General features: G+C 69.0%; 18 protein-coding genes. 3 read left to right on the forward strand and 15 right to left on the reverse strand.

Features of this window, described 5'->3' with window-relative positions:
- Positions 1 to 24 precede the first annotated feature (24 nt).
- The 11 genes from QTH87_RS24015 to QTH87_RS24065 all read right to left on the reverse strand — a co-directional run bounded on the left by QTH87_RS24015 (position 25) and on the right by QTH87_RS24065 (position 13,596).
- A complete protein-coding gene (locus tag QTH87_RS24015) occupies positions 25 to 1,179 on the reverse strand; it encodes an ABC transporter substrate-binding protein (protein WP_286612691.1) in 1,155 nt (384 codons plus the stop codon).
- 144 nt (positions 1,180 to 1,323) lie between these two features.
- Complete coding sequence (locus QTH87_RS24020) at positions 1,324 to 2,079, reverse strand: SDR family oxidoreductase (RefSeq protein WP_286612694.1); 756 nt, start codon at positions 2,077 to 2,079, stop codon at positions 1,324 to 1,326.
- Positions 2,076 to 2,888, reverse strand: coding sequence for a cyclase family protein (locus QTH87_RS24025; RefSeq protein WP_286612696.1), 813 nt, complete (start codon positions 2,886 to 2,888; stop codon positions 2,076 to 2,078). Before QTH87_RS24025 ends, QTH87_RS24020 begins: the two co-directional genes overlap by 4 nt.
- A 16-nt stretch (positions 2,889 to 2,904) precedes the next feature.
- Complete coding sequence (locus tag QTH87_RS24030; protein WP_286612697.1) at positions 2,905 to 4,158, reverse strand: SDR family NAD(P)-dependent oxidoreductase; 1,254 nt, start codon at positions 4,156 to 4,158, stop codon at positions 2,905 to 2,907.
- 85 nt (positions 4,159 to 4,243) lie between these two features.
- Entirely contained in the window at positions 4,244 to 5,416 is a 1,173-nt protein-coding gene (locus QTH87_RS24035) for a thiolase family protein (protein WP_286612698.1), read from the reverse strand.
- On the reverse strand, positions 5,413 to 7,047 hold the full coding sequence (locus QTH87_RS24040; protein WP_286612699.1) for an AMP-binding protein: 1,635 nt from the start codon (positions 7,045 to 7,047) through the stop codon (positions 5,413 to 5,415). The genes QTH87_RS24035 and QTH87_RS24040 overlap by 4 nt, the downstream gene beginning before the upstream one ends.
- 7 nt (positions 7,048 to 7,054) lie before the next feature.
- Positions 7,055 to 7,555, reverse strand: coding sequence for an aromatic-ring-hydroxylating dioxygenase subunit beta (locus QTH87_RS24045; RefSeq protein WP_286612700.1), 501 nt, complete (start codon positions 7,553 to 7,555; stop codon positions 7,055 to 7,057).
- Positions 7,555 to 8,868 (reverse strand): aromatic ring-hydroxylating dioxygenase subunit alpha, encoded by a 1,314-nt coding sequence (locus QTH87_RS24050; RefSeq protein ID WP_286612701.1) that lies wholly within the window; start codon positions 8,866 to 8,868, stop codon positions 7,555 to 7,557. The genes QTH87_RS24045 and QTH87_RS24050 overlap by 1 nt, the downstream gene beginning before the upstream one ends.
- Positions 8,869 to 8,884: 16 nt before the next feature.
- Positions 8,885 to 9,877, reverse strand: a complete 993-nt coding sequence (locus QTH87_RS24055) for a PDR/VanB family oxidoreductase (RefSeq protein WP_286612703.1) — start codon at positions 9,875 to 9,877, stop codon at positions 8,885 to 8,887.
- 13 nt (positions 9,878 to 9,890) lie between these two features.
- On the reverse strand, positions 9,891 to 11,399 hold the full coding sequence (locus QTH87_RS24060) for an indolepyruvate oxidoreductase subunit beta family protein (RefSeq protein WP_286612905.1): 1,509 nt from the start codon (positions 11,397 to 11,399) through the stop codon (positions 9,891 to 9,893).
- 4 nt (positions 11,400 to 11,403) lie between these two features.
- The gene (locus QTH87_RS24065) at positions 11,404 to 13,596 is read right to left on the reverse strand and encodes a thiamine pyrophosphate-dependent enzyme (RefSeq protein ID WP_286612704.1); all 2,193 of its coding nucleotides are present in this window, start codon (positions 13,594 to 13,596) and stop codon (positions 11,404 to 11,406) included.
- A gap of 84 nt (positions 13,597 to 13,680) precedes the next feature.
- On the opposite strand from QTH87_RS24065, the gene QTH87_RS24070 reads away from it, so the two are divergent.
- Complete coding sequence (locus QTH87_RS24070; protein ID WP_286612705.1) at positions 13,681 to 14,217, forward strand: MarR family winged helix-turn-helix transcriptional regulator; 537 nt, start codon at positions 13,681 to 13,683, stop codon at positions 14,215 to 14,217.
- A gap of 12 nt (positions 14,218 to 14,229) precedes the next feature.
- Here QTH87_RS24070 and QTH87_RS24075 read toward each other — a convergent pair whose 3' ends face one another.
- The 4 genes from QTH87_RS24075 to QTH87_RS24090 are packed head-to-tail and all read right to left on the reverse strand — an operon-like array spanning position 14,230 to position 18,026.
- Positions 14,230 to 15,171 carry a quinone oxidoreductase family protein gene (locus tag QTH87_RS24075; RefSeq protein WP_286612706.1) on the reverse strand — a complete coding sequence of 314 codons (942 nt, stop codon included), beginning with the start codon at positions 15,169 to 15,171 and terminating at the stop codon, positions 14,230 to 14,232.
- On the reverse strand, positions 15,168 to 15,968 hold the full coding sequence (locus QTH87_RS24080) for an alpha/beta fold hydrolase (protein ID WP_286612707.1): 801 nt from the start codon (positions 15,966 to 15,968) through the stop codon (positions 15,168 to 15,170). The genes QTH87_RS24075 and QTH87_RS24080 overlap by 4 nt, the downstream gene beginning before the upstream one ends.
- A complete protein-coding gene (locus QTH87_RS24085; RefSeq protein WP_286612709.1) occupies positions 15,965 to 16,963 on the reverse strand; it encodes a 3-hydroxybutyryl-CoA dehydrogenase in 999 nt (332 codons plus the stop codon). The genes QTH87_RS24080 and QTH87_RS24085 overlap by 4 nt, the downstream gene beginning before the upstream one ends.
- Positions 16,953 to 18,026 (reverse strand): NAD/NADP-dependent octopine/nopaline dehydrogenase family protein, encoded by a 1,074-nt coding sequence (locus QTH87_RS24090; protein ID WP_286612710.1) that lies wholly within the window; start codon positions 18,024 to 18,026, stop codon positions 16,953 to 16,955. The genes QTH87_RS24085 and QTH87_RS24090 overlap by 11 nt, the downstream gene beginning before the upstream one ends.
- 200 nt (positions 18,027 to 18,226) lie before the next feature.
- Here QTH87_RS24090 and QTH87_RS24095 point away from each other — a divergent pair, with 200 nt between their 5' ends.
- Both QTH87_RS24095 and QTH87_RS24100 read left to right on the forward strand, forming a co-directional pair.
- A complete protein-coding gene (locus QTH87_RS24095; protein WP_286612712.1) occupies positions 18,227 to 19,477 on the forward strand; it encodes an SMP-30/gluconolactonase/LRE family protein in 1,251 nt (416 codons plus the stop codon).
- Between the two features lie 55 nt (positions 19,478 to 19,532).
- Positions 19,533 to 20,783 carry an MFS transporter gene (locus QTH87_RS24100; RefSeq protein ID WP_286612713.1) on the forward strand — a complete coding sequence of 417 codons (1,251 nt, stop codon included), beginning with the start codon at positions 19,533 to 19,535 and terminating at the stop codon, positions 20,781 to 20,783.
- Positions 20,784 to 20,785 lie beyond the last annotated feature (2 nt).

The raw sequence follows: 20,785 nt of genomic DNA on the forward strand, positions 1-20,785 counted from the left end.
GGGACATGTGTGGAGGGGGACGAGTCAGGGCACCAGCTTCCACTGGCCCTTCTCCAGCTTGACGACCACGCGCGAGCGGTCGTCCGAGCCATAGCGGTCGTCGGGCTTGAAGTTGTAGACGCTGTGCGTGCCCACCAGCTCCTTGGTGCTGACGATCGCGTCGCGCAGCGCGACGCGGTAGGCCGGCGTGCCGGGCTCGCCCTTGGCGCGCGCGGCGGCGTCGAGGAACAGCAGCCAGGCGTCGAAGGAGTAGGCGGAGAAGGCATCCGTGGGCGGTGCGCCGTTGGCCTTCTGGTAGGCCGTGCGGAAGTCCATCGAGACCTTGCGGATCGGGTTCGAGTCGGGCAGCTGCTCGGCCACGATCACCGGACCCGTGGGTGCCAGCAGGCCTTCGACGGAGGTGCCGCCGACGCGCACGAAATCGGGATTGATCAGCGCATGCATGCCGTAGATCTGGCCCTTGTAGCCGCGCTCCGCGAGCGCGAGGTACGGCAGTGCGCCGGGCGTGCCCGACGTGCCCGTGATGACTGCATCGGGCTTGAGCGCCACGATCTTGAGCACCTGGCCGGTAACCGAGGAATCGGCGCGCGCATAGCGCTCGTTCGACACCACCTGGATGCCGGCCGGCTCGGCGCTCTTCTTGAGTGCGTCGTAGACCAGGTCGCCCCAGGCATCGGAGAAGCCGATGTAGCCCACCGTCTTCACGCCCGACTTCTTCATGCGCTCGACCACCGCGCTGACCATCAGCGGCGCCGGCTGCGGCAGCGTGACCATCCATGCGCCGTCCTCGCCCGGCAGGTTCGCGTTGGCGATCGAGATCAGCGGCGTCTTGGTCTCGCGCGCCACCGCGGCAATCGCGAGCGCGCCCGGCGAACCCGCGGTGCCGATGATGACGTCGACCTTGTCCTCGTCGATCATCTTGCGCGCATTGCGTGCGGCGGTGGACGGATCGGAAGCATCGTCGAGCTGCACCAGCTGGATCTTGCGGCCGTTGAGTTCGGACTTGTAGGCCAGCGCGGCCTTCATGCCCTTGTCGTAGGGGATGCCCAGCGACGACACGGGCCCCGACAGCGAGGTGATGAAGCCGACCTTGAGGTCGGCGGCCAGTGCCGTGGCGTGGAAGGCGCCGAGGCCGGCCGCGAGGCCCGCCAGTGCGCAGAGTCGGGTCAAGACTTTCATGCAAACCTCCTGAGGTTGGAGTGGGACGACGAACCGGGGACTTCAAACAAGAACATGATTTATGAAATGTTTAAGTGTCAAGCATGCTAATGAGGCACTGGTGTGATGGCAAGCGAAAGAACCATGATCAACTGGTGATTGGCGTCAGAGCGCGAGGCTGCCGACGCTGGTGCCGCCGCACACGTAGAGCACCTGGCCCGTGACGAATCCGTTGTCGGGGTCGGCGAAGAAATGCACGGCCCGTGCCACGTCGGCCGCTACGCCGAGGCGCCGAACGGGCACCGATGCCGCGAGCGCGCGCTCGCGCTCGCTGCCGGCCTCGACCACGTCGTAGAACATGTCGGTGCGGATCGGTCCAGGCGCCACCACGTTGACCGTGATGCCCTCGGGCGCGAGCTCGAGCGCCCAGGTGCGTGCCATGCCGAGCATGCCGGCCTTGGTCGCCGAGTAGCTGGTGCGCGTCTGCAAGCCAAGCGCCGCACGCGAGGACAGCAGCACGACGCGGCCGAAGCGCCGGGCGCGCATCGCGGGCAATGCAGCCTGTACCAGTTGGATCGCGCAGCCCAGGTGCAGGTCGACGAGCGCATCGAGATCCGAGAGCTTCACGTCGGCGATCAACGCCGGCCGGATCACGCCTGCGTTGTGCACCACGGTGGTCACTTCGAAGCGCCGGACCGTTTCGGCCACGGCCTCGGCAGTGGCCGCGCGGTCGGCCAGATCGACCTCGATGCTGTGCAGCTTCGGATGGTCGATGTCGGCACGCCGGCGCGCCAGCGAGATCACCTCGTAGCCTCGTGCGAGCAGGTCCTCGCAGATGGCCCGGCCGATGCCGGCGCTGCCTCCGGTGACCGCGGCAATCCTGGGCTCGCCAGTGACCGCGGCGGTGCCTGCCGTGCTCATGCCCCGGCCCCCACCAGCGCGAGCACGCGCAACGGACTGCCGCTGCCCTTCTCGATCTTGAGCGGCGGGCAGATCAGCACCGCGCCCGAGGGCGGCAGCAGGTCGAGGTTGCTCAGGCACTGCAGGCCGTAGCGGCCCGCGCCATGCATGTAGTAGTGGCACGGATAAGGCGGCCGAAGGTGGTAGCCCTGGCCGGCATCGGTGCCGATGGCCTCGGAGCCGAAGCCGATCACGTCGCGCTGCTCCACGAGGAAGCGCACCGCCTCGGTGCTCGGGCCCGGCGTGTGCTGGCCGGTCTCGTCGAAGTTCTGATAGGCCTCGGGGTCCTGGCGCTTCGACCAGTCGGTGCGCATCAGCGCCCACGCACCCTTGGGGATCCGGCCGTATCGGCTTTCGTAGCGCTCGATGTCGGCGATGCTCAGCAGGTAGTCGTCGTCGGCCTTGACCTGCTCGGAGCAGTCGATCACGCAGGCCGGCGCAACGAAGTGCTGCACGGGGATGGTGTCGACCGAGTTGTTGGGCAGGTCTCGGCCCGAGATCCAGTGGATGGGCGCATCGAAGTGCGTGCCCGTGTGTTCTCCGCACGAGAAGTTGTTCCAGTACCAGCCCGGCCCGCGCTCGTCGTACTTCGACACCTCCTCGATGCGGAAGGGCCAGCACTGGCCCATCTCGGGCGGCAGCGCGATCTGCGGAAATTCGGGCGTCAGGGTCTGCGTGAGGTCGATCACGCGGATGCGGCCGCTGGCCATCGCGCCCACCAGGCCACCGAGGATCTCGGCGGCGGACATCAGTTCGGTGCTTGTCGTCATCGTATGGCTCCTGTTCTCAGCCGCCCGCGGCCAGTTCGCGTTCCAGCACCTTGGGGTTCTCGCGCCAGCGTTCCAGCCATTCCTGCGCGACGTCGCCCGGATACACGTCTTCCACGCCATCACGCAGTGCCTTCACGATGGCATTGGCCAGTGCGGTGGGCGCCAGCTTGGGCGGCGGCGTGTGCTGGTTCCATTCGTCGTCGATCGGTCCGGGGAACACGTTGATCACGCGGATGCCGGCCGGCCGCATCTCGGCGCGCAGGCACTGGGCGAGCGAATGCGCTGCCGCCTTCGATGCACTGAAGGTGCCGTGCGGCGGGAAGTTGCTGAGCGCGTAGATCGACAGCAGGTTGACCCAGGCGGTCGCCCCGGTCGCACCGTCGGCCGAGCGGCCCTTGAGCGCGGGACCGAACTCCTGGGCCAGCCGCAGCAGCCCGAAGTAGTTGATGTCCATCTCGGCCTTGGCAACATCGGTGCCGCGCCGCGCGCCGATGCCGAAGGTGCGGTGCAGCTCAGCGTTGTTGATCACGATGTCGACCTTGCCGCCGATGGAGCCCGCAAGCTCGGTCACCTGGCGGCCGTTGGTGAGGTCGAGCGGCACCAGCGTCACCTGCGGCAGGGCCGAGATGTCGTCCAGGCCGTCGCCCATCTTCTTCCAGGGCTCGGCATGGCCGACCCAGACGATGTCGGCGCCGGCCTTGACCAGCGCGCGCACGATCGCCTGGCCGGTCTCGGTCTTGCCGTCGGTCACCAGCGCCTTGCGGAACTTGGGGTCGCTGGTCATCTCGCGCAGCATCTTGTCGTCGGCCATGTGGGCACTCCCTTCATTCGGAAAACCAATGAGAACCGCCTGGCCCGCGCGATCGAGGCGCGCGCCGACGCGCACGCGCGCCGGCGCATCGCCGACCTCGCCGTGCAGGTGGACCATCAGCGTCGGTCCGGCATCGAGGTGCACCAGGCCCAGCCGCCACGGCAGCCGCTCGCGGAAGAACAGGTCGTTGCTGTGATGCAGCGTGGTGCTGCCGAGCAGCTCGCCCTCGCCGCTCTGCGCGCGCCAGCGCAACGCAGCGGAGAGGCACTTGTGGCAGACCTCGCGCGGCGGGTACTGCACGGTGCCGCAGTCCTCGCAGGTCTGGAGCTCGAAGCGGCCTTCGGCAGCCGCGGCCGTGAGGCCCAGCGCCACGCGGCCGCGGGCGCCCGGCGGCAGGTTCATCTGCCGCGTGCGCAGCACCGGGTTCTTGCGTGGGGGGCGCATCAGGGGCATGGTCATGGCGCCTCCGCCGGGCCGCCCCAAGGCAGGCGCGCGGCCCCCTCGGGGCGCAGTGCAGCCGCGAAGCGGAAAACGTGGGGGTACATCATTCCGGTCTCCCGAGGATCACGGCGCCCGTACACAGGCAGCGGTCGTAGGTCACCATGCCGAAGCCGGCGACGAGACCCAGCTGGGCATCGGGCACGGCGCGTGCACCGGCCTGATCGGTCAGCTGGCGAATCGCTTCCACCATGCCGAGGAAGCCGCCGGCCGCGCCGGCCTGGCCGGCCGAGAGCTGCCCGCCGCTGGTGTTGTTCGGAAAGCTGCCGTCGAAGGTCATGGTGTGCGACTGCACGAAGGCAGAGCCCTCGCCCTTCTCGCAGAAGCCCAGGTCCTCGAACTGCATCATCGCGATGACGGGGTAGTCGTCGTAGGTCTGCACGAAATCCAGGTCGGCGGGCCGCATGCCGGCCTGTGCATAGAGCTCGTCGCGGTCCTTGCGCCAGCCGCCCTGCACCATCACCGGATCGTCGGCGTAGGCGTTGTGGCGCTCGATCGCGCCCCGGATGACCACGTGTGCCAGCCCCAGGTCGCGCGCCCGCTCCTCGCTCATGACGAGGAAGGCATCGGCACCGGCACAGGGCATCACGCAGTCGAACAGATGGATCGGGTCCGAGATCGGCCGCGCGGCCATGTATTCGTCGAGCGTCAGCGCCTTCTTGAACATCGCATTCGGATTGCCGAGCGCATTGGTGCGCTGGTCCACGCAGATGCGGCCGAAGTCCTCGCGCCTGGCGCCGTAGGTCCGCATGTAGTTGGCGGTGATGAACGCGAAGATGGAGTTCGGTCCGCCCGAACCGTAGGGGTAGCTCGCATCGCGTGCGAAGTTGCTGAAGCTGCCGAGCGTCTGGCGGAAGGAATCGACGTGGTTGGTGTCGGCGCCCACGCAGGCCACGATGTCGGCGTCGCCCGCCTGCACGGCGCGCGCGGCACGGCGCAGGCACATCACGCCCGATGCGCCACCCGTGGGCACATGGTCGAGCCAGCGCGGCGACAGCCCCAGGTGCTGGGTCACGCCCACGGCCGTGTCGGGTGCCAGCGAGAAGCTGCTGAGGCACAGGCCGTCGATCTGGTCCTTGGGCACGCCGCTGGCCTGCACCAGCGCCTCGATCGCCTGTCCGATGAACCAGTGCGCGGTGCGGGTCGAGTAGCGCACGTAGGGCACCGTGACGGGCACGGCCACCGCGACGCCTTCGTAGGAAAGCCGTTGCCTGGTCATGCCTGCCCCACTTGTCGTTTCTTCATCGAACGCGTGTCGATGCAGTGGTCCTGCCCCGGCAGCGCATGCGCCATCTCGCGCAACTGGCCGCGCTGGATCTTCTGCGAGGGCGTCAGCGGCAGCGCATCGACGAAGGCGACGTAGCCCGGCGCCTTGTAGTAGGCGAGCTGGTCGAGCGCATGCGCAACGATGCTGGCGGCGATCTCGGCGCGCCGCGATGCATCGGTGCCTTCGCGCACCACGATGCAGGCCAGCACCTCGTCGCCGCGCACTGCGTCGGGCGTGGCCGCCACGGCCGAGCTCTTCACGGCCGGATGCTGGTTGAGCACGCTCTCGACCTCGACCGCGGAGATGTTCTCGCCGCTGCGGCGGATCACGTTCTTCTTGCGGTCGACGAAGAAGAAGTTGCCCTCGGCATCGCGCCGAACCAGATCGCCGGTGTGGAACCAGCCGTCGGCCCAGGCCTCGCGCGTGGCGTCCTCGTCCTTCAGGTAGCCGGAGAAGAAATAGCGCCTCGGATCGTCGCCGGCCGAGCGCACCAGCAGTTCGCCCGGTGCATCGACGCCGACCTCGCTGCCGTCCTCGCCCACGAGGCGGATCTGGACGAAATCTTCCTGGCGACCGAAGCAGCTGGTGCCCACGAGGCGCGGCTCGCGGTTGGCCATGATGCAGGCGGCCGCGCCGGTCTCTGTCATGGCCCAGGCCTCGACCAGCGGGAAGCCGAAGCGTTCCTCGAAAGGCGCATGGTTCTTGCGGTCCACGCCGGCGCCGAAGCCCCAGCGGATCGCATGGTCGCGGTCTGCGGCCGATGCAGGGGCGGACAGCAGCATCGCCGGCATCACGCCAAGGTAGTGCACGATGGTCGCACCGCTCTCGCGCGCGCTGGCCAGCCAGCTCTTCGGATGGAAGCGATCGAGCTGCACCAGGCATCCGCCCGCGATGAGCACCACCATGGTGGAGAACGCCATCGCGTTCATGTGGTTGAGCGGCAGCGGCGTGATGACACGCTCGGCGTCAGGTCGGATGCCGCACACGCCGTCGAGCGCGGCATACCACTCGCCGGCCCGCAGGAAGTAGGCGTTGCCGAGGATGCAACCCTTGGGGCGTCCGGTGGTGCCCGAGGTGTACAGCAGGCCGCATTCCGTATCGATGCCGATCGCCTCGCCGGCCCGCGGTGCGGTCGTCTTCGCCTTCGGCACCGCGTCGTCGGGACCCATCGTCTCGAAGGCCACGCCCGCCTGCTCGGCGGCCGCGCGCAGGTCGGCGGCGCGCTCCGGCAGGGTCACGGCCAGGCCGATCTCGCTGTGGCCGATGAGGTAGACCAGCTCGGCCGAGCGCATCTCGGCATTGATCGGCACCACGCTGGCGCCCAGTGCGTTGAGCGCGATCCAGTGGAAGAGGAAGGCCGGCCGGTTCTCCAGCAGCAGGCCGACGCGATGGCCGTGCCCGTAGCCGGCCTCGGCATAGGCTTGGCGCAGCCGTTCGACCTCTGCAGCAGCCTCGCCCCATCGAATGGCGCCCGGGGCGATTCCATAGGCGGCCGCGGTCACCGATTCGGTGAACAGGAACTCCGCCTGCGGCGTGCGCTGCGCGGTTGCCGCGAAGACCTGGTGGACGGTGGTGTGTGGCATCGCGTGCTCAGATGAAGAGCTGCACGGCCGGAAGCGCCGCATCGCAGTTGAGCAGGTTGACGCGCTTGAGCGTCATGCGCAGCGCACCGTCCTGCACCGTGAGGTGATGGAAAAAGGTGCCCACGTAGAACTGGAGCTCGTCGCCCTGCGATTCGGTGTAGTGGAAACCGGTGCGCACCACGAAGCGGCCGCACTCGGCGTCGAAGGTCTCGACCACCGGCATTTGCAGCAGGTGATGGCAGCGGCTCGGCGGCTGCTGCGAGAACGCACGCGGGCTCTTGAGCCGTTCGATGCGCAGGTCGCGCAGCAGCTTGTCCTCGTAGAGATGCGAGGTGTGGTTGAGTCCGTCCTCCTGGTCGGGAATCAGCGGAATCCAGTAGAAGGCGTCGTCGGTGAAGAGCGCGTTCCATTCCTCGTAGCGCCGCGTGTCGAGCAGATGCGCCTCGTTGACGACGAAGTCGATCAGGTCCTGGCGGTTGATGCGGGCGTCGGTGTCGGTGGCGGCCATCACATCGTCTCCGTCATGCGCTCGACCCAGCTGCGGTACTGGTTGCGCATCGGCAGCTCGTTGGTGCCGCCGGTGGTGATCTCGCCGCCCTTGAGTTCCGAGGGGTCGTAGTCGCGATGCAGGCTGACCCATTCGTTGCCGCTGGAATGCAGGCCGGCCTGCATGCCGCGGTAGGCCTGCAGGTCGTCGTGTCCCACCACCGAGAACGGCGAGTTGATGAGGCGGTTGTACATGGTCGTGCGCTGCAGCAGCTCGGGCGGTGCGCCCTTGAGGCGGAAGGTCCAGCTCTCGATCAGCGTCCTGTCGGCCGAGATCGGCTTCACCACACGGATCGCCTGGATCGCGCCCTTGATCGTGAGGTTCGGGTAGTAGACGGTGTTGTGCCGCGCCATGCCCAGGATCTGGGCGGTCTTCTCTTCGCCGTAGCGCGCCTTCATGGCGTCGTCGTAGGCGGGGATCGCCTTGTACTTGCTGTGGATGCTGAAGTGCACCCCCGTGAAGCTGTGGCCGTTGTCGTAGGTGCGGATGCCCATGTCCTCGAAGAACTTGTAGTCCGACATGAAAGGCACGAACTGTTCCACCGCCATCGGCTTCGGCTCGTCGGCCGGCTTGTCGGCCCACATGCGCTTGGCGGTGCCGGCGGAAGACTCGTGCGCCACCATGGGGTGCATGGTGTCGTTCAGGTTCTCGACGAACATCTTCCAGTTGCACTGGTGCATGAAGCGCAGGCACCCGCCCGCGATCTCCAGTTCGCCTTCGGGCGAGCGGTCGGCCATGTTGTCGATGGAGCTCAGCGAATCGCCGAAGTAGGCCTCGAAGTCGGGGCCGGCGTCGTTGATCTTCACGAAGATGAAGCCGCGGTGGCTGCGCACGTGCCTGACCGTGGTGAGCCCCTTGGCCGACTCGCACTCGTGCAATGCCGTGTTCTCGTAGCCGGTCTTCAGCGGAATGGCCAGCAGCGAGCCATCGGTCTTGAAGGTCCAGGCGTGGTAGGGGCAGCGGAAGAACTTGCCGGTGTTGCCACAGGCTGCGCTTACCAGGCGCGAGCCCTTGTGGGCGCAGCGGTTCATCATCGCGCGCACGCTGCCGTCGGTGTGGCGCACGACGATCAGCGGACGGCCGGCGATCTCGTTGCTGATCCAGTCGCCGGGCTTCGGCAGCTGGCTTTCGTGGCCGACGTAGTTCCAGGTGTTGGCGAAGAAGTGCTCCTGCTCCAGCTCGAACAGTTCCTGGCTGGTGTACAGGTCGCGGTGCACCCGGTCGTTGTGCACCAGCGCGCGCACGGCATCGGGGTTGTCTCGGTACGAGGTCATGGTCTTCATGGCTCCTTCAGAGGTCGAGCACAAGGCGCGCACCCTTGGCGCGCGAGATGCAGATCTGCATGACGTTGCCCTCCGCCTTCTCGCGGGCGGTGAGCACGTAGTCGCGGTGGTCGATCTCGCCTTCGATCACCGGCACGGCGCAGACGCCGCATTCGCCGCGCATGCAGTCGAACATCGGGTCGCAGCCGTTCTCGATCAGGCAGTCGAGGATGCTCTGGTCGGCCGGGACCGTGAAGCGCTGCCCCGACTGGGCGAGTTCCACCTCGAAGGGCTGGTCGCCTTCCTCGGCGACAGGCTCGGTGAAGAGTTCGAAGTGCACGCGGTCGTGCTCCCAGCCGCGGGCCTGGGTGCGTTCGAGCACCGCATCGAGCATGACCTTGGGGCCGCACACGTAGAGCCGGTCGCCGGCGGGCACGCCGTCGAGCAGCGCTTCGATGTCGAGCGGCGCGCCGGCTTCCGCGTCGGCATGCACGCGCAGGTCGTCGCCCAGCAGCGCCTGCAGTTCAGGCAGGAAGGCCATCAGATCGCGGCTGCGGCCGGCGTAGTGCAGGCGCACCAGTGCTTCCTCGGCGCGGCGGCGCGCGGCCATGCTCGCGAGCGGCGTGACGCCGATGCCACCGGCCACCAGCACCGTGCCGCCGGGGCCGGTGTGCAGCGGAAAGTCGTTCTTCGGCGCCTCGACGGCGATCGCATCGCCCTCCTTCAGTCCGTCGTGCATGAAGCGCGAACCGCCGCGGCCCTCGGCCTCCTTGCGGACCGCGATCACGTACTCGGTCGGCGCGGTGGTGGCGTTGCGCGCCGTGCCGAAGTTGATCAGCGAGTAGTGACGCCAGTCGGTCCTGCCGTCGGCCAGCGTCACCTGCACGCGGACATGGGCACCGGCCGCGAAGCCGGGCAACGGTCGGCCGTCTTCCGCGCACAGGCGCAGCATGCGGATCAACGGATTGAGTTCGCGCGCTTCGGCGACGCGAAGCTGGAGCGTGGCGGTGGGTGCGGTCATCGTGGTCGTCTCGTCAGGCCATGGCGTGCTGCGCCAGCGCGGCCTGCAGCTTGTGGCCGTGTTCGTCGGCAAGCGCCGCGTCGCGCCATTCGCGCAAGGTGGCGGGCGCGAGTTGCGCGCCGGCACGCTCGAATGCGCGCATCACGGTGTCGTAGTTGCGCACGCCGCGCTCGTGGGTATCGCTGTAGCCCTTGACCAGGCGCTGGCACTGGGCGAGCTCGACGGCCAGCTCGGGGTTGCGCCGAGCGGTCGCGGCGATGCGCTGCAGCCATTCCTCGATGCGGCGGTTTTCTTCCGCATAGCGCATCGTGGATCGGCGAAAGCGCTTCATGCCGGCCACGGTGCGCAGCATCAGGTAGCCGCGCAGCGAGCTGGTCTGGATCACGCGGCCGTGCTGCGTGAAGCGCTCGACCAGCTTCTTCGGCAGCGTGGAGCCCATCAGCCAGCGCCCGATGCCGCCCGGCAGCGTCTCGCAGATCTCCTGCAGGCGCGGATGCATGTATTCGTTGATGGCCAGCACCTGGCCGGGCTGCACGCGGGCTTCGCCGCGCACGCGCTCGAAGCGGGTGGCGCGGGTCTTGAGGGCTGCCACGCGGGCCGTGTCCTCGTAGGACATCCAGAGCGCGAGGTGACGCGCGGTCTCGCGCAGCAGGCGGTGGTCATCGCCGTCGGGCTGGGCGGCGATCGCGGCCATGCGCTCCAGATACAGGCCCGCATAGTCCGGGTCCTGGTAGTCGATCAGGCGACGCACGCCCTCGAACAGGAAATCCCGTGCGGCCGGCGGGAAGTCCTGCTGCACCCGCTCGACCAGCGCGCGCACGGCCGGATGGCGGGGTTGCGGGGCTGGCGCGGCCGGGGCCTCTTGCGGCGGCACTTCGCCGTCGTCGCCAGCCTGCGCGCGGGCGAAGGCATCGCCGAAGGCCTTCAGGCTCGGCTTCACGCCCACGCCGCCGCGCTCGATGGTGGCCTCGAACTGGGCGCGGCTGAAGGGCAGGACACCCGAACCCGCGACCGCGCCGAACAGCACGGCACTGATCACGCTGCCCGAAGCCTCGGCCGCCTGCGCCATGTCGAAGCGGATGAAGCGCTTGGCGGCCCGGGCGGTGTGCGCGAGCAGTTGCGCGCTGTCGACCCGGCCATCGCCCAGCGCGCTCTTCTCCGCGATGGAGTACACGCGGTGCGTCGAGGCGATGAGCGTGGTGCGGTCCTTCGTGACCAGGCCGCGCTGCACCGCGCGGCCGGCTTCCATCAGTTCCGACGCGAGCACCACGTCGACGTCGCCGGGCAGCGGCATAAGGGCCAGCACCGGCCGTCCGCCGTCGGCCTCGGCCTGCGCGATCGGGTACAGCTCGACGTAGTAGATGGTCGCGCCGGTGCGCTGGGCAACGCCCGGCACCGAGGTGGTCTGGGCCACGTAGCCATTGGCCTCGCCCATGTCGACGATCCAGTCGGCAAGCACGCCGCCGCCCTCGCCGCCCATGGCGAGGATCGCGATCTTGATGGGCTGGGCCGTGTTCGTCATGGATTCAGAAGGCATGGGCTTCGCGGCGGCGCGCTTCACCTCGCTGCAGCCAGCCGATGACGGCACTGCGCACGCGTTCGCGCAGCAGGTCCCAGCGGCCGGGGTTGCTCACGATCTGCGCCTTGTAGAAGGAAGGGCACAGCACGGCGGCGTGCGAGACCTCGCCGCACACGCCGCAGCCCACGCAGCTGTCGAGCACGGTGGCGACCGGATCGGTGCGCAGCGGGTCCGGGTTGGGCTTGATCGACAGCGACGGGCAGCCGGAAAGCCGGATGCACGAGTGGTCGCCGGTGCAGGTGTCGGAGTCGACGCCGAACTTCTCGCGCACCATGCGCTTGCCGTCGGCAATGGCCCGACGGACCTGCGGCTTCTCGCGGCGCTGCTTGTTGAGCATGCATTCCGACTGCGCGATCAGGACCTTGGGGCCCTTCTCCTTCGTGGTGAGCGCCTCCTTGAGCGCATCACGCATGCCGGCGACGTCGTAGGTGCGGCGCAGCGTCTTCACCCACTCGACGCCCACGCCGCGCACCGCGCGCTCGATCTCGTGACCGGTGCTGCGCGTCTTGTTCACCGCGTTCGACGACAGGATGTCCTGGCCGCCCGTGGCCGAGGTGTAGTTGTTGTCGACGACGATCGTGAGGTTGTCGCTCTTGTTGAAGACCGCATTCGCCACGCCGCTGGTGAGGCCGTTGTGCCAGAAGCCGCCGTCGCCCATCATCGAGATCGCACGCTTGCCGGCCGGCGCATTGAGCGCCGAGGCGCCCGCGCCGCCGAGGCCGTAGCCCATGGTGGTGTTGCCGATGTTGAAGGGCGGCAGGATCGAGAACAGATGGCAGCCGATGTCGGCGCTGACGTGGTGCGCGCCGAGCTCGCGCTCGACCAGCTTCATCGCGCTGAAGATCGGGCGCTCGGGGCAGCCGGTGCAGAAGCCCGGCGGGCGCGCATGCACGACCTCGCCGAGCGCAGTGGAAGGCTGCACGGGCTCGGGCGCGGCGTCGACGCCGATGGCCGCCACTTCCTTGAGCTGTATCACCTTGCGCACCGGCGCGGGCACCGGCAGCGGCGCCAGGCGTTCGTAGCGCTCGCAGAAGCTGCGCGCGCCCTTGAGCAGCTCGGAGGCGGTGTACTCGCCCGCGACCGGCAGCATGTCCTTGCCGTGCAGCGCGGTGCCCGAGCCGGCCTGGCGCAGGATGGTTGCGAGGTTCTGCTCGACGAAATTGGGCTGGCCCTCCTCCACGATCAGCACCGCGCGCTTGCCCTGGCAGAAGCGGATCACTTCGCTCTCGATCACCGGGTAGGCCACGTTCATCACGTAGAGCGGCACCTTGGTGTTGCCGTAGACGTCGGCCAGCTCGAGGCGTTCGAGCGCGCGCAGCAGCGTGTTGTAGCTGCCGCCCTGCACGATGATGCCGATGTCGTCGGCGTCTTCCGAGAAAAACTCGTTGAGCTGGCGCTCTTCGATGAACCGCACCGCGGCGGGCCAGCGGTCCTTCACCTTCTCCTGCTCGTGCACGAAGCTGGCGGGCGGCAGCACGATGCGGCTGACGTCGCGCTGCGGGTTCTCGAGCGCTTCCTGCAAGGTGAACTTGGCGCGCTTGTTGTCGCCTGCGATGAAGTGGCCGTGCACATGGCAGGCGCGGATGCGCAGCTGCAGCATCACCGGCGTGTTGCTGGCTTCGGAGAGGTCGAAGCCGGTCTTCACCGCATCGACGATGCTCGGCAGGTTGGGCCGCGGGTCGAGCAGCCAGATCTGCGACTTCATCGCGAACGCATGGCTGCGCTCCTGCATGATCGAGGAGCCTTCGCCGTAGTCTTCGCCGACGATGATCAGCGCGCCGCCGGTGACGCCGCCCGAGGCAAGGTTGGCCAATGCGTCCGATGCGACGTTGGTGCCCACCGTGGCCTTGAAGGTCACGGCGCCGCGCAACGGGTAGTTGACCGAGGCGGCCAGCGTGGCGGCGGCCGTGGCCTCGCTGGCGCTGTTCTCGAATCGGATGCCCTGCTCGGCCAGGATGTCCTGCGCATCGGCCAGCACGTCCATCAGGTGCGAGATCGGCGCGCCCTGGTAGCCCGCCACGTACGACACGCCGGATTCGAGCAAGGCCTTGGTGACTGCCAGAATGCCTTCACCCCGGAACACGTCGCCGCCGGTCAGCCGCAGCTTCTTCACCTCTTCGACGAACGATCGCTCTGCCATGGTGTTCCTTCATTCGTGGGGCCAGCGGTGCGTCTTTCGACACCGTGATCCATATAATGTTGACAACTGAATGTATTCACAATCATGAATAACCCTAGACATGCAAGCAGCGTGCCCGCCACGGGTCCGGGGGTCGGGGAGCAGACACAGGACGGACCTCACCGGTTCGTCGACGACTACCTGCCCGCGCTGCTGGCGCAGGCGAGCCAGCTGATCTCGTCGGAGTTCCACCGGGTGGCGCGCCAGCACGGCTTCTCGGTGTCGGAATGGCGGGTGATGGCCTCGCTGTCGGGTGGCGAGCCGATCAGCATCGGCGCGCTGGCACAGGTCACGGTGACCAAGCAGCCCACCGTGACGCGCCTGCTGGACCGCATGGAGGCGCGCGGCCAGGTCGAGCGCCTGCCCCATGACAGTGATCGGCGAGTCACGCTGGTGCGCATCACGCCCCAAGGTACGCAGGCCGTGGAACACCTGATGGAACTCGCGCGCGAGCACGAGCTGCGCGTGCTCGAACCCTTCGGCCTGGAGCGCGCGGAGGAACTCAAGCGCACGCTGCGCCACATCGTCGCGCTGCATGCGCAGGTGCCCGGCGACGCCGCCGACGCGGACGGCGACGACTGAACCGCGCCGGCCTCAGCGCGCAGGCACCAGCACCGCGCGGCCTCGATGGCCGCGTTGCGCGATCCACGCCAGCGCCGAGGCCGCGTCCCCGAGCCCGAACGACTCCACCGCGAGATGCAGGCGGCCATCGGCCAGGCGCGCGAGCAGTTCGGGCGCCGCCGCACGTCCCGCGGCTTCGCGGCGGAACATGTTGAGCGGCAGCAGTGCGACGTCGCGCTGCAGGAAGTGGGCGAGGTCCAGCGACAGCGCGTGCCCCGCGGTGTAGCCCACCAGCACCGCACGGCCGCCCGCCTGCACGCACGGCAAGGCCGCGGCCAGCACCGCTCCGCCGACGGTGTCGACGAGCAGGTCTGCTGCCACGCCCGCCAGTGCGGCGCAAGGATCGTCGCCGAGCACGCGCAGCTCGGCGGCCGCGGGCAGCTGCAGCTTCGCCGCGCTGCTCACCAGGGCAGTGACATGCGCACCGGCATCGAGCGCCAGCTGCACCGCGAGCGAGCCGACCGCGCCGCTGGCGCCGCTCACTAGCACGCGCTCGCCGGCACGCAGCCGCGCGACCTCGTGCAGCGCCACCCAGGCCGAGGTGCATGGAGAGAAGAAGGCCGAGCCCAGTGTCGCGGGCACCGCGTCGGGCAGCAGGCCGATCGACTCGTCCGGCGCATCGATCAGCTCGCACCAGGTGCCGTCGAACAGCGTGCCCAGTCCGCTGCCGCGCACCCACACGCGCTGGCCAACGGCATGGCGGTCGCCCGCGACCACCACGCCTGCCGCCTCGACGCCCGGCGTGTACGGAAAGGGCGGGTGCTGCAGGAAGCGGCCGCCCCAGACGGTGCGATCGATATGGCCGACGGTGGCGGCCTCCATGCGCACGAGGGTGCGGCCGGCGCGTGGCTCCGGTTCGGCCAGCGCCTCGATCACCGGTGGCTGGCCGAAGCCGTGCACGCGCGCCGCCTTCACGCGAGCGTCTCCCGGAAGACCAGCACCGCCGCCGCGAAGTCCTCGGGAAGCTGGTCGGGCAGCGGCACCATGCCGCCCTCGATGTCGACGATGCGCGCCTGCGGCAGCGCATGCTTCAGTTCGGCCGCATGCGCAGAGGCAAAGGGATCGTCGGTCGCGCGCAGGATGAGCACCGGCTGCGCGATGCAGCCGATGCGATCTTCCATGCGATAGGCCGCCACTGCGCGATGGCCGTCCTCAGGGCTGCCGCTGGCCGTGAGCGCGTCGCGCACGAAGGCCTCGAGCAGTTCGGGCCGGCCGGGCGGATAGAAGCCCTGCCGGCGCTGCCAAAGCGCCGCGAGATGGCTGCCGTCCGTGCTGGGCTCGACCTCGTCGATCGGCGGCCGTTCGGCGCGCGCGCGGCGGAAGCGCTCGTCGGTGAAGGGCGTGGAGGACAGCACCAGTCCGCGCACCCGTGCCGGTGCCTGCGCCGCGATCTCCAGCGCGATCACGCCGCCCGTGTGATGACCCACGACGTCGCAACGGTCGATGCCCAGCGCATCCAGAAGCTCGACCGCGATGCGGGCCCAGGCCTCGATGCTGACTGGCCCGTCGATGGCGGCCGAATCGCCGAAGCCGGCCGTGTCCATCGCGATCGCGCGGCAGCGTGGGGCGAGCAGCGGCAGAACGGCACGGTACTCGGTCCAGCTGCGCGGCGACTGGTGCAGCAGCAGCACGGCGGGCGCCCGCGCGTCGCCGCATTCGGCGTAGTGCACCTGGCCCACCGACAGGTCGGCGAAGGCGCGCCGGATGGTCATGGCTGCGTCTTTTCCGCCGGCGGCTGCCACAGCCCCGCATGCCGGAGCATCCCCAGCGTGCGCGACAGCACGTCGCGGCGGTAGGCGCCGACGTCGCGGCCCTCGTAGTCGTAGAAGCCGCTGCCGCTCTTCAGGCCCAGGCGTCCTTCATCGACCATCCGATCGACGATCGCGGGTGCCGCGTAGCGCGACTTGTCGATCGAAGCCGACATCTCGCGGCTCGCGTGGTGCAGGATGTCGCAGCCGCCGAAGTCGATGAACTCCACCACCCCCAGCGCCGCGAAGCGCAGGCCCAGCCCGTAGCGCGTGGCCTTGTCGATCTCCTCGGCCGTGGCCGCGCCCTCCTCGATCATGCGGGCCGCCTCGTTCATGACGAGCGCCTGCAGCCGCGGCACGATGTAGCCCGGCGTCGGGCCGCAGACCACCGGCAGCTTGCCGATGGCCTCCATCAGTGCCTTGGTGCGTGCCAGCACGGCCGGATCGGTGCCCGCATGGCAGCTCAGCTCGACCACGGGGATCACGTAGGCCGGATTCAGCCAGTGCATGTTGAGGAAGCGCTCGGGCCTGCGCACCAGCGCCGCCAGCTGCGTCACCAGGATGCTGCTGGTGGTCGAGGTGAGGATGGCATCGTCCCGGCAATGGCGGTTGAGCCATTCGAAGGCCTCGCGCTTGGCCTCGAGCGTCTCGGGCACGCCCTCGAAGAGCAGTTCGGCTGCGGCGAGCGCCGCCGGTGCGGCCGCCGCGTTCACGAACTCGACCCGCGCCGCGATCGCCTCGACCTGGGCGGCATCGATCACGCCGAGCTGCGCGAGTCCGGCCAGGCTGCCCTCGATCTCGGCGCGTGCCTCGTCGCGCAGCTTCTGCCAGGCCTCGTCGCTGCGCGAGCGCAGATCGACCAGCGCGATGCGATGGCCGGCGTAGGCGAAGGCGATCGCGATGCCGCGGCCCATGCGGCCCGCGCCGACCGCCGCGAAGCGGGGCAGCTCAGAAGCCATCGTGCAGCCCGGCCTTGAGTTGGGCCGGCGTCAGTGCCGCCAGGCCCAGCGACTCGAGCGTGCGTGGACCCTGGCGCAGGTCGCGCCCGAGGAAGCCGCCCACGATGGCCAGCAGCCCGTGCGCGATCGGCGCATCGACGCCGACGAAGCGCGCGGTCGAAGCCAGGAAGGCCAGGCCGAGTTCGGTGTCCTCGGTGATGTAGCGGTGGGTGTGCAGGTCGATGTTCTCGCGCCAGTCGCCGGACTTCACCAGCTGCTTGTGGGCATCGCCGTACATCCAGCGGTCGTTGTCGTAGTGGTCGGCCAGCGGATAGTGCGGCGCGCCCTGCCCCAGCGCCTCGCGCACCGCGATGCGCTCGTGGTCGAGCCGGTCTGTCACGTCGCGCACTGCGCGCTGGGTGCCCTCGTTGTGGATGTCCCAGCGCTCGAAGTGCTGCAGCGGCGCGGCGTTCATCACCATCAGCGGCGGATGGATCACCGGGCCGGCGTTCATGAGCGCGCCCGACAGCGCGTCGCCGCAGCCGTGCACGCTGGGATAGGCCCGGCGGATCACCGCGATGGCCTGCGCTTCCTTGCGTGCCGGATAGACGCCGGTCGGCAGGCGGATGGCGCGGATCGTCACGTTCACCTCGCGCTCGCCATGCTTGCGCGCGAGGTAGGGCAAGGTGCCGGTCTCGGCCCAGGCGACGTCGGCGCGGTTGCCGGCCTCGGCAACCCGGCGCGCCATCAGGTAGCTGCCGAAGGTGCCCGGTGGCAGGAACACCACCTGCCCGTCGACCAGGTGCGGCGCCATCGCGCGGGCGATGTCTTCCTGTGCAATGGCCGGCGTCGGGATCACGATCAGCTCGGCGTCGCGCATCGCTGCGCCGATGTCGGCCGTGGCCAGCGCGATCTTCACGTCGCGGCTGCCGTCGGCATCCTTCAGCGTGATCGAACCGGCCTGCACCAGCGGCGCCAGCGCTGCCGCATCGCGACGCCACAGGCGCACCTCGTGGCCGGCTTCGGACAGGTCGGCAGCGGCCGCGTAGGCGCCGTGGCCGCCACCCAGGATTGCGATTTTCATGAGATGAAGCCGAGTTGGAAGTGGATCGATGTTCAATACATTACTTTTCAACTGTTCATGTGTCAACTAAAAGTCGGACTGGCGCACGGACGCACGGATACCGCTCGTCGAGCCGGTGGAATGCCCAGGCCGAACGGCGTAGCATCCGCGCTCTCGTTTTCCATTTCGCGCCCCTGGCGACGCATGGGAGGTGAATCATCATGGCGATTCAGGAGTCCGCGGCCTCGGCATCCAGAGGCCCCGTGTCGCGCCGCAGCATGCTGCGCGGGCTGGGTGCCGCGGTCGGCGCGGCCTGGGTGGTGACACCGCGCTGGGCCGACGCGCAGGCAGCAGGCGCACCTTCAGGCGGAGCGGCGGCGCCTCCCAGCACCGTCACCCAGCCGCCGCGAGATTTCAGCCGACGCGGTGCGCCCACCACCTACTTCACCGATCCGGACGTCCTCACGGTCGACCCGGCCTTCGACGGCCTGCGTCAGCCCAATGCGCCCATCCAGCGGCTGTGGACCGGCGCCCTGTGGTCCGAGGGGCCGGCATGGAACTCGGTCGGGCGCTTCCTGGTCTGGAGCGACATCCCGAACAACCGGCAGCTGCGATGGAGCGAGGACGACGGCCACGTCAGCGTGTTCCGCAGTCCTTCGAACAACAGCAACGGCAACAGCTTCGACTTCCAGGGCCGCCAGCTGTCCTGCGAGCATCTGACGCGGCGCCTGGTGCGCTACGAGCTCGACGGTTCGGTCACCATCCTGGCGTCTATGTTCAACGGCAAGCGGCTCAATTCGCCCAACGATGTCGTCTCGCATCCGGACGGCAGCTACTGGTTCACCGATCCACCTTATGGCGCCCAGCTCTACGAGGGCACGGTCGATGCGGCGGGCGGTCCAGCGAACAAGGCCGGACGCCTCAATCCGCGACTAGGCCAGCCGCCCGAGATCGGCAGCTACAAGCGTGAGTTGCCGACGGCGGTCTATCGCCTCGACAAGAGCGGAACGCTCACGCAGGTGGCGGGCGAGGACGTGGTGCCGGATCCGAACGGCCTGTGCTTCTCGCCGGACTTCAAGAAGCTCTACATCGTCAGCACCGGCCAGGGTCCGGGCGACACCATCGCGGGCGGCAAGGGCGACATGCACGTGTTCGATGTGTCGGCGGAAGGCAAGCTCACGGGCGGCAAGCTGTTCAACAACTTCGTCATCGACGGCATCAAGTGCGGACCCGACGGCGTGCGCGCCGACGTCGACGGCAACCTGTGGTGTTCGAGCAATGCGGGCCGCAGCGTGGGCTACAGCGGCGTGACCGTGTGGACGCCGCAAGGCCGCCTGATCGGGCGCATCCGGCTGCCCGAGGTGTGCGGCAACGTGAGCTTCGGCGGACCGAAGCGCAACCGGCTCTTCATGGCGGCGAGCCAGTCGCTGTATGCGGTCTACACCGCGACGCAGGGGGCCGGACCGGCGTAGGAACGCATCTCATCGGCGGCGGGAGGACGCGCCGGCCGGGTTCATATACTGGGCGATGCCTTCAAACTTGCAGCCACGTGTCGACTCGCGCTATGCGATGTGGCGCCTGCTGATCACGCTGCTGATCATGACCGTGGGCAGCAGCGGCATGTACGTGGTGTCGGTGGTGCTGTCCGCAGTGCAGGCCGACTTCGGCGTCGCGCGCGCCGAGGCCTCCATGCCCTACACGCTGCTGATGATCGGCTTCGGCGTAGGCGGCGTGGTCATGGGCAAGCTGGCCGATCGGTTCGGCGTGATGTGGCCACTGCTGATCGGCTCCGTGTGCGTCGGGCTCGGTTTCGTCGTCTCGAGTCTTGCCACCGGCATCCTGGGCTTCTCGATCGTGCAGGGGCTGCTGGTGGGTCTCGGCAGCGGCGCGGTCTTCGCCCCGCTGGTGGCCGACACCTCGCTGTGGTTCGTGAAGCGTCGCGGCATGGCGGTGGCGGTGTGCGCCAGCGGCAACTACCTGGCGGGCGCGGTCTGGCCGCCGATCGTGCAGATGTTCGTGGAACAGAGCGGCTGGCGCGCGACCTACGTGGGCCTGGGCGTCTTCTGCGGCCTGTCCATGGCCGGGCTCGCGCTCTTCATGCGCGAGCGGCCACCGGCCGCGGTGATGGCGGCGCCGCCCCCTGCGGGCACCGGCCGCACGGTCGCGATGCCCTCCATGCGGCCCTTCGGCCTGAGCCTCGGGGTCGCGCAGGGCATGCTGTGCGTGGCCGGCGTGGCCTGCTGCGTGGCCATGGCGATGCCGCAGGTGCACATCGTGGCCTACTGCACCGACCTGGGCTACGGCGCGGCGCGCGGCGCACAGATGCTGTCGCTGATGCTGGCCTGCGGCATCGTGAGCCGCCTGGTTTCCGGCGCCATCTGCGACCGCATCGGCGGACTGCGCACGCTGCTGCTCGGATCGGTTTTGCAATGCGCCGCGCTGCTGCTGTTCCTGCCCTTCGACGGCATGGTGCCGCTGTTCATCGTGTCGGCGATGTTCGGGCTGTTCCAGGGCGGCATCGTGCCCTCGTACGCCATCATCGTGCGCGAGCATTTCCCGCCGGCCGAGGCCGGCGCCCGCGTGGGCACGATCATCGGCTGCACGCTGCTCGGCATGGCGCTGGGCGGCTGGATGTCCGGCAAGGTGTTCGACCTCACCGGCAGCTACCACGCCGCCTTCCTCAACGGCATCGCCTGGAACCTGCTGAACATGGCGATCGCCGTCACGCTGCTGGTGCGCACGCGGCGCATGGTGCGGCGCGCTGCGCTTGCCGTGTGAGC

The organism is Variovorax jilinensis, from assembly GCF_030316885.1.
Taxonomy (GTDB): domain Bacteria; phylum Pseudomonadota; class Gammaproteobacteria; order Burkholderiales; family Burkholderiaceae_C; genus Variovorax; species Variovorax jilinensis.